Below are 9,017 nucleotides of genomic sequence, written 5' to 3'. Positions count from 1 at the left end.
ACCTCACCCACCACTACGACACCGCCGACATCCTCCCCCTCACCCCCCTCCAACAAGGACTCCTCTACCACGCCCAAACCACCACCACCCCAACCGATCTCTACGCCATGCAGATCGACGTCACGGTGTCGGGACCACTCGACGGGGAGCGTCTACACCGGGCCGTCACCGCGGTCGTGACCCGACACCCCAACCTCGCGGCGGTGTTCACCGACGAGGTCGATCTGCCCGTTCAGGTCATCCCCCGACACATCGAGGTCCCCTGGCGCTACCTACCGAACGGATCCGACACCGACGTCCGACAGCTGGCCACCAGCGAGCGGATCGCCGTCTGCGAGCTCGCCACACCGCCCGCGGTGCGCGTGGCACTGATTCGCGTTGCGCCAGAACGGCATCGCTGCCTCCTGACAATGCACCACATCGTCGTCGACGGATGGTCCATGCCTGTACTGCTGCACGAGATCTTCGCGATCTACCACGAACAGCACCTCCCTCCGCCTACCCCCTATCGCCGCTTCGTCGAATGGCTGGCCACCCGGGACATCGCCGCTGCCCAGGCGGCGTGGCGGGACGCGTTGGCCGATCTGGACGGCCCGACCTTGGTGGGACAGCCTGACCGACTCGGACACGGCGAGCGAGCCACATCGTCGTTCTCGCTGTCCGAGAGTCTCACTGAAGATCTGGGGCGACTCGCGCGCACGTCGCACACCACACTCAACACCGTGCTGCAGGCCGCCTGGGCGGTCGTGCTCACGGTGCTGACCGGACGCCAGGACGTCGTGTTCGGCACTGCGGTCTCCGGGCGACCTGCCGACATCGCGGGCGCCGAGGCGATGGTGGGCCTGCTGATCAACACCGTTCCGGTGCGCGCCACGATCGACGGAACGACGACGACGTCCGGGCTGCTCGCCCAGCTGCACCGGCACCACAACGACACCCTCGATCACGAACACCTGTCGCTGGCCGAGATCCATCGCGTCTGCGGACACGACCAACTGTTCGACACGCTGTTCGTCCTGGAGAACTATCCCGTGGGAACCGGGGCCGCATTCGGCTCGCAAGGACTGACGCTCACCGACTTCCGCACCACCGAATCCACGCACTACCCGCTGACTCTGCAGGCCCTGTCCGGTCCTCGCCTCGGAGTGCGGATCGAATACGACGCCGGGCTTTTCGACGGGGCGCAGGCGGATGCACTGGGCGAAAGAGTAGAGCGGGTACTGATCGCCATGTGTGCCGACTCGTCGGCGCCCCTGTCGTCGATGGACCTGCTCGACATCGCCGAACATGCGGAGCTGGCGCTGCTGGGCCGACACACCGTCCTCACCCGCCCGGCGTCCGGCATGTCGATTCCCGCCCTGTTCGAACAACAGGTACGCGACACACCGGATGCACCGGCGCTCACGTGTGACACGCTCACCTACACCTACCGTGAACTCGATACCGCCGCCAACCGGTTATCGCACATGCTGATCGCGCACGGCGCCGGCCCCGGCGAATGCGTTGCAGTGCTGCTCGAGCGCTCGACCATGACGGTGATCGCGATCCTCGCGATCCTGAAATCCGGCGCCGCGTACCTGCCGATCGACCCGTCGCTCCCGTCGGCACGGGTGGCCTTCATGGTGTCGGACGCGGACCCGATCGCGGCGGTGGTCGCCGGGCACCTCGCTGATCGGGTCGCCGGCCACGACATCGCCCTGATCGACGTCGAGGATCCGCGCATCGCTTCATGTTCCGGTACCCCGCCGCGTCCGCCTCAGGCCGACGACCTTGCCTACATCCTGTACACATCGGGTACCACCGGCGTGCCGAAAGGCGTTGCGATCGCCCACCGCAACGTCACACCGCTGCTCGTCGGGTTGAGCGACCACCTCCCCACCGACGGGGTGTGGACACAGTTCCACTCGCTGAGTTTCGACATGTCGGTGTGGGAGACGTGGGCCCCGTTGCTGCACGGCGGTCGACTGGTCGTCGTTCCGGATGAGGTGAGCAAGTCCCCTCAGGACCTGCACGCTCTACTGCGGCGCGAGCAGGTGACGGTGCTGAGCCTGACGCCCTCGGCAGCAGGGATGCTCTCCCACGAGGGGCTGCCGCACACCAGCCTGGCCGTCGCCGGGGAGGCGTCCTCGCCGGACCTGGTCAACCGGTGGGCAGCGGATCGCTTGATGATCAACGCCTACGGTCCGACGGAGACCTCGATCGTGGTGGGGATCAGCGCCCCGCTGCGCGTGGGGGGTGGGGCGCCGATCGGGGCACCCGCCCCCGGGGCGGCACTGTTCGTGCTCGATCCCTGGCTGCGTCCGGTCCCGATCGGCGTGGTCGGTGAACTCTACGTCTCGGGAACCAGCGTGGGCGTCGGTTATGTCCGGCGCGGTGGACTGACCGCGTCACGCTTTGTCGCGTGCCCCTTCGGCCCGCCAGGCACCCGGATGTACCGCACCGGTGACCTCGTCAGGTGGGGTCCCGACGGTGCACTTCGCTACCTCGGGCGCGCCGACCAACAGGTCAAGATCCGCGGGTATCGCATCGAACTGGGCGAGATCCAGTCCGCGCTGGCAGCGCTTCCCGGCGCCGGCCAGGCAGCGGTGATCGTCAGGGAGGACCGCCCAGGTGACAGGCGCCTCGTCGGGTACGTCATCGGCGCAGTGGACAGGGCATGGGCGAAAGACACTCTTGCGCAGACTCTCCCGCCCTACATGGTGCCCAGCGCGATCATCTCCCTGGATCGACTGCCCTTGACCACCAGCGGGAAGCTCGACGTCCGCGCCCTACCCGCACCCGAGTTCGGAGATGCCGACCGTTATCGCGCACCGTCGTCACCGGGCGAGGAGATCCTGCTCGACATCTTCGCGGCGGTCCTCGGAGCGCCCCGGATCGGGGTGGACGACTCGTTCTTCGACCTGGGTGGGGACTCACTGTCGGCGATGCGTCTCGTGAGCAGCGTCAACTCCGCGCTGGACACGGACATCTCGGTGCACACTCTGTTCGACGCACCGACGGTGGCGCGGTTGGCACCCGCTGTGGCCGGGGAAGCCGGGCGACACCAGAGGATCGTCGCCGGACCGCGTCCGGACACGATTCCCCTGTCCTTCGCTCAGACCCGGTTGTGGTTCCTCGACCGTTTCCAGGACGGGGCTGCGACCTACAACATGCCGAACGCGCTGCGCATCACCGGAACGCTGGACGTCGATGCGTTGTGCGTGGCCCTCGACGACGTCATCGCCCGCCATGAGGCGCTGCGGACGGTCTTTCCCGAGACCAACGGGGAACCGCATCAACGGATCCTGGCCGCCGCGCCCGATGCGTGGCACAGGGGCGAGCACGCAGTCGTCGCATCCTCGCCCTCCGCTCTCCTCGCCGAGCTCGCGGCACTGGCCGTGCGCCGCTTCGATCTCGCCACCGAGATCCCGATTCGTGCGCGCGTCTACTCGCTGAGCCCCGAGGAACACGTGGTGGCGATCGTCGTGCACCACATCGCGTTCGACGGCTGGTCCCTGGGCCCGATGATCAGGGACATCGGCACCGCGTACACCAGCCGTTGCGCCGGGGTGGCACCTGAGTGGCCGAGCTTGCCTGTGCAGTACGTCGACTACACCCTCTGGCAGCGCGAGCAGTTCGGCGACATCGACGACACGCACAGTCGTATCGCCGGGCAGCTGGCCTACTGGCAGGACGCACTGCGAGGGAAACCCGAACGCCTCGACCTCCCCACCGACCGGCCGTACCCCCGCGTTGCCGACTACCGCGGCGCGAGCGTCGACATCGCCTGGTCGGCCGATCTGCAACAGCGCATCCGCACCGTCGCACACGACAACAACGCCACCAGTTTCATGGTCATCCATACAGCGCTGGCGGTCCTGTTGTCCGCGCAGAGCGCCAACGACGATGTCAGTGTGGGATTTCCGATCGCCGGACGTCGGGATCCCGCCGTGAGCGACCTCGTGGGATTCTTCGTCAACTCCCTGGTGCTGCGCACGGATACCAGCGGGAACCCGACCTTCGCGGAGCTGCTCGCGCAGGTGCGGCAGCGCAGCCTGGCCGCGTTCGATCACCAGGACGTGCCGTTCGAGGTACTCGTCGAGCGGCTCAATCCGGCCCGGGATCTGACTCACCACCCGGTGATCCAGGTGATGCTCGCCTGGCAGAACGTCCTGGGGCAGAACGCCTCCGCCATCACGGCGCTCGGCGATCTGCAGATCACTCCGGTCACCATGGACACCCACACGGCGCGGATGGACCTCGTCTTCCACCTCGCCGAGCACTGGGACGCCGAGGGGGCTGCCGCCGGCATCGCCGGCATCGTCGAGTATCGAACCGACGTCTATGACCATCAGACGATCGCCGCAATGGCTCGGCGGCTCGAACGTGTCCTCGACGCGATGACGACAGACGCGAGCGCACGCGTGTCCTCGGTGTGTCTCCTCGACCCTGCCGAGCGCACTCATCTCGACGAGATCGGCAACAGGTCAGCTCTGATCACGCAACGACCCATAGGGCAATCGATTCCGGCGTTGTGGGCTGAGCAGGTCACCCGCACTCCCGACACCGCAGCGGTGACCTTCGACGGTGACACGTTCAGCTACCGGGAGATCGACGAGGCATCGGATCGGCTGGCGCACCGGCTGGTCCGCGAGGGCGCCGGGCACGGTCGGTACGTGGCGCTGCTGTTCCCCCGCAGCGCCGACGCCGTCGTCGCGATCCTGGCGGTGCTCAAGACCGGCGCAGCGTATGTCGCCATCGACCCGGCCTATCCGGACGCGCGGATCGACTTCATGCTCGCCGACGCTGCTCCCGTCGCCGCGGTCACGACCGCCGATCTGAGACCGCGCATGGACCGCGCAGGCCTGTCGATCATCGCCATCGCCGATGACGGCGCTCCCGGTGACGCCGCGTCCCAGACACCATTGGCCTACCCCGACCCGGACACCGTGGCCTACCTGATCTACACATCAGGAACGACTGGAGTGCCCAAAGGTGTTGCCGTACCGCACCGCAACGTGACCGCTCTTCTCGACGCGCTGCGGACCGAGGTCGGCGCCGGCGGAGTGTGGTCGCAATGCCACTCTCTGGCCTTCGACTTCTCGGTCTGGGAGATCTGGGGCGCACTGCTCGGCGGGGGCCGGCTCGTCGTGGTGTCCGAGCAGGCCGGCCGCTCCCCCGACGACCTGCACGCGCTGCTCGCCGACGAGCACGTCACCGTGCTCAGCCGGACACCGTCCGCCTTCTATGCGCTCCAGACCGCCGATGCCGTGAGCCGACAACCGCTGCGATTGGACACCGTGGTCTTCGGCGGGGAGGCACTCGAGCCGCAGCGGCTTCGTCCGTGGTTCGCCGCGTATCCCGCGTCTCCGCGGATGATCAACATGTACGGGATCACCGAGACCACGGTGCACGCGTCGGTCCGTCAGATCACCGCCGCCGACGCAGACGCCAGCGGCAGCCCCATCGGGGCCCCACTGTCGAATCTCGCCTTCTTCGTGCTCGATCCGTGGCTGCGGCACGTGCCGAGTGGGGTGATCGGCGAGCTGTACGTGGCCGGAGCGGGCCTCTCGTACGGGTATCTCGGGCGTACCGGCCTGACGGCGTCACGATTCGTCGCCTGCCCGTTCGGCGGCCCCGGCGAGCGGATGTACCGCACCGGCGACCTGGTCGCGTGGAGCGGCGACGGCGACCTGCGCTATGTCGGGCGGTCGGATCACCAGGTGAAGATCCGCGGCTACCGGATCGAATTGGGCGAGGTGGAGAACGCCCTGGCGTGCTGCCCGGAGGTCGAGCAGGCAGTGGCCGTCGCCCACCAGAATGACGGAGCCGGTCAACTGGTCGCCTACCTCACCCTGCACCGTTCCGCGACGGACGGCCGCGACGTCGAGGTGGTCGGCGCGTGGCAGCAGATGTACGACGATCTCTACGGTGCGCCGGCTGGAACACCGATCTTCGGCAGCGACTTCCGCGGTTGGAACAGCAGCTATTCCGACGGCCCGATTCCGTTGTCCGAGATGGCCGAGTGGCGCTCGGCGACCGTCGACCGCATCCTGGCTCTGCGGCCGCGGCGCGTTCTCGAGATCGGCGCCGGGTCCGGTCTGCTGCTGAGTCAGATCGCCCCGCACACAGACAGTTATGTCGCCACCGACTCCTCACCCGTCGCCATCGAGGCACTGGGACACGCCCTGCGCGGCAATGACGTCGCCTGGCGAGATCGCGTCGAGCTGCTCGCCCGACCCGCCCACGACACCACCGGCCTACCCCGCGGCGCCTTCGACACGGTGGTGGTCAACTCCGTCGTCCAGTACTTCCCGCACGCCGATTATCTGAGCGAGGTGATGGAAGCCGCACTCGACCTCCTCGCCCCGGGCGGCGCCCTGTTCATCGGCGATGTCCGCAATCATGCTCTGCAGAACGCGTTTCAGACCGGAGTCGCGCTGGCCCGAGGTGCGGGCGACGCCACCGGGGTACGTCGACGGGTTCAGCGCGCCATCGTCAGCGAACCAGAATTGCTACTCGCACCGGACTTCTTCACCGCCTGGGCCGATCGACACCCAACGGCGCAGCAGGTCGACATCCAGGTCAAGCGTGGTCTTGCCGACAACGAGCTGACCCGGTACCGCTACGACGTCGTCATACACCGCGCACCCGCTCGGTCCGCCGCACCGTCGCCGGCACTGCTGTGGCAGTGGCGCGAATGCGCCGGGCTGCCGGGTCTCGCCGACCGCCTGGCCCGTGAACATCCCGACGCGGTGCGTGTCAACGGGGTGCCCCGTCGCGGCCTGATCGGCGACGTGGCCGTCGAAAAGTCCCTGGCCGCTGGAGACTCGCTGTCGGATGCGCTCGCGGCGGCCGCAGCGATCCTCGAGGCGGTGACTCCCGAGGATCTTCATCGCCTCGGCGAGGAGTGCGGGTACCGGGTCGCCGTGACGTGGGGATCGGAGCCGGGCACCGTCGACGCGCTGATGACCGCCCGGGACACCGACGGCGACGTGATCGGCGCGTACCGGCCTTCCGCCGTGACGCTGCCGACGGCTGCGCTGGCCAACAGCCCGCAGACGAATTCGCGGATCGGGGCGGTTCGCGCGCAGCTGAGCACCCGGCTTCCCGACTACATGGTGCCCGCCCACCTCGTCGTCCTCGACGAACTGCCATTGACGGCATCGGGCAAGATCGATGTCGGTGCGTTACCGGATCCCGTTCCCGCCGTGTCCGTTTCCCAGCAACCCCGCACGGTGACGGAAACGGCGATCGCCGCGGTCTTCGCTCACGTGCTCGGACTCGAGACGGTCGGTATCGACGACTCGTTCTTCGAGCTCGGCGGGGACTCGTTGTCTGCGATGCGTGTGATCTCCGGAGTGAACGCCGAACTGGACACCGAGCTGGCAGTCCGCACGCTGTTCTCCGCACCCACCGTCCGCGGTCTCGCCGCGCAGATCGGCACCCCCGACAGCACCACGCAGATCCTGCCCATCGAGGTCCTCAAACCCGGTGACGGCATCCCGCTGTGTTGCGTGCACGACGGCTTCGGCACCAGCTGGCCATACCGGGCACTCGTCGACCACGTCAGTGGACCGATCATCGGAATCAACCAGACCGTCGATGATGCTGCGCCGGAGCCGGATTCGATCAGCGCCATGGCCGCGCTGTACGCCGACCGCCTGCAAGAGGCACATCCGTCCACGCACTACCGCCTGCTCGGCTGGTCGCTGGGCGGCGTGGTCGCCCACGACCTGGCTGTGGAGCTGCAGCGCCGTGGCTGTGTGATCGACAGTCTGATCCTGATCGACGACGCGTTCACCGCTGACCGTGTGATCGGCGGCGCGTCCTCCGAGGGCGAGGTGCTCGCGGAGCTTCTGCGGTTCAACGGAATTGCCGTCCCTGACGAGCAGCGGCCGCTCACCCACATCCGTGCGGCCGAATTGATCGGAACGGCGCTGACGGCTGCCGACCAGGTCGTTCCGCCGGCCGCTCTACTGCAAGTCATGGTCGGCTGCGTTGCGGCCAATCAGATTCGCCTGCAACGTCATCACCCGCGGATCTTCGACGGTGACATCGCGATCTTCCGCGCCACGGCAAGCGCAAGCTCCGTCTTCGACTGGGGACACTTCGTCACCGGCACCGTCACCTCCCGGACGGTCGACTGCAGCCACCTCGAGATGCTGGCTTCGTCGTCTGTCGACACCTACCGGGAGCAGCTGATCGACGCGCTGGAGGGCCGATGACAGACACCACTGCGTCGGCCATCTCCGCGATGCCCCGTGGCGGTCCCGACGCGTCCTGGCTGGATCGCAGACTGCAGACCGACCGCCTCGAATACCTCGACCGCGACGACGTCGACGAGCTCAAGCACAAAGTGGTGCGCGCGCTGGACCGCGGCGGGCGGCGCCGCCACGGGATCTACGGAAGGTGCGCCCGGATCGTCCGTGACGAGGCCGCAGGCCTTCGTGCGCCGAAGATCCTCGAGCTCGGCGCGGGCCTGGGGGGCTTGTCCGAGAAGCTGCTCGAACTCCACCCCACCGCGGAGGTCACGGTCACCGACCTCGACGCCGGCTTCGTGGCCGCGATCGCCGAGAGCGCCGTCGGACGGCACCCGCGGGCGACGGTCCGGGTCATGGACGCGACCGCAATCGACGCGCCCGACGGCGCCTACGACCTGGCGGTGTTCGCACTCTCACTGCACCATCTACCACCGCCGCTCGCCGCCCAGGTGTTCGCCGAGGGCACCAGAGCGGCTCGGAGCCTGGTGATCATCGACCTGCGCCGCCCACCGGCTCCGGTGCATGCGGTCGTACTGGGCGCCGTGCTGCCGTTCACCCGGCTGCTCCCGTTGACCCACGATGGCGTGATCAGTTCGATGCGGGCGTACAGCCCGTCCGCCCTGCGCGCCCTCGCACGTCACGCCCACCCCGACATAGACGTCGAATTCCGCACGGTGCACATCGGGCCCACCGTCGCTGTCGCACGACGGCGTCCCGCGCACCACTGACGCCGGTTCCCGGGTTACGGTGACGGGGGTGAATCCGGGGAGGACA

Annotated in this window: 2 protein-coding genes; both read left to right on the top strand. The window is 68.1% G+C overall.

What is annotated here, in order from left to right; all coding sequences use genetic code 11:
• Positions 1-8,207: non-ribosomal peptide synthetase (locus DMB80_RS13045; RefSeq protein ID WP_121497470.1), on the top strand; the 8,207-nt coding region annotated here is incomplete at its 5' end.
• Positions 8,204-8,971 carry a class I SAM-dependent methyltransferase gene (locus DMB80_RS13040; RefSeq protein WP_111510235.1) on the top strand — a complete coding sequence of 256 codons (768 nt, stop codon included), beginning with the start codon at positions 8,204-8,206 and terminating at the stop codon, positions 8,969-8,971. The genes DMB80_RS13045 and DMB80_RS13040, both read left to right, overlap by 4 nt.
• Positions 8,972-9,017 lie beyond the last annotated feature (46 nt).

It is taken from the genome of Mycobacterium kyogaense (genome assembly GCF_003254575.1).
In the GTDB taxonomy this organism is placed as follows: Bacteria; Actinomycetota; Actinomycetes; order Mycobacteriales; family Mycobacteriaceae; genus Mycobacterium; species Mycobacterium kyogaense.
This window is presented reverse-complemented; position numbering and strand designations above follow the sequence as displayed.

What these genes read in the sequence shown, in the direction of transcription:
- DMB80_RS13040 (WP_111510235.1), top strand. Translation starts at nt 8,204, where the DNA reads ATGACAGACACCACTGCGTCGGCCATCTCCGCGATGCCCCGTGGCGGT.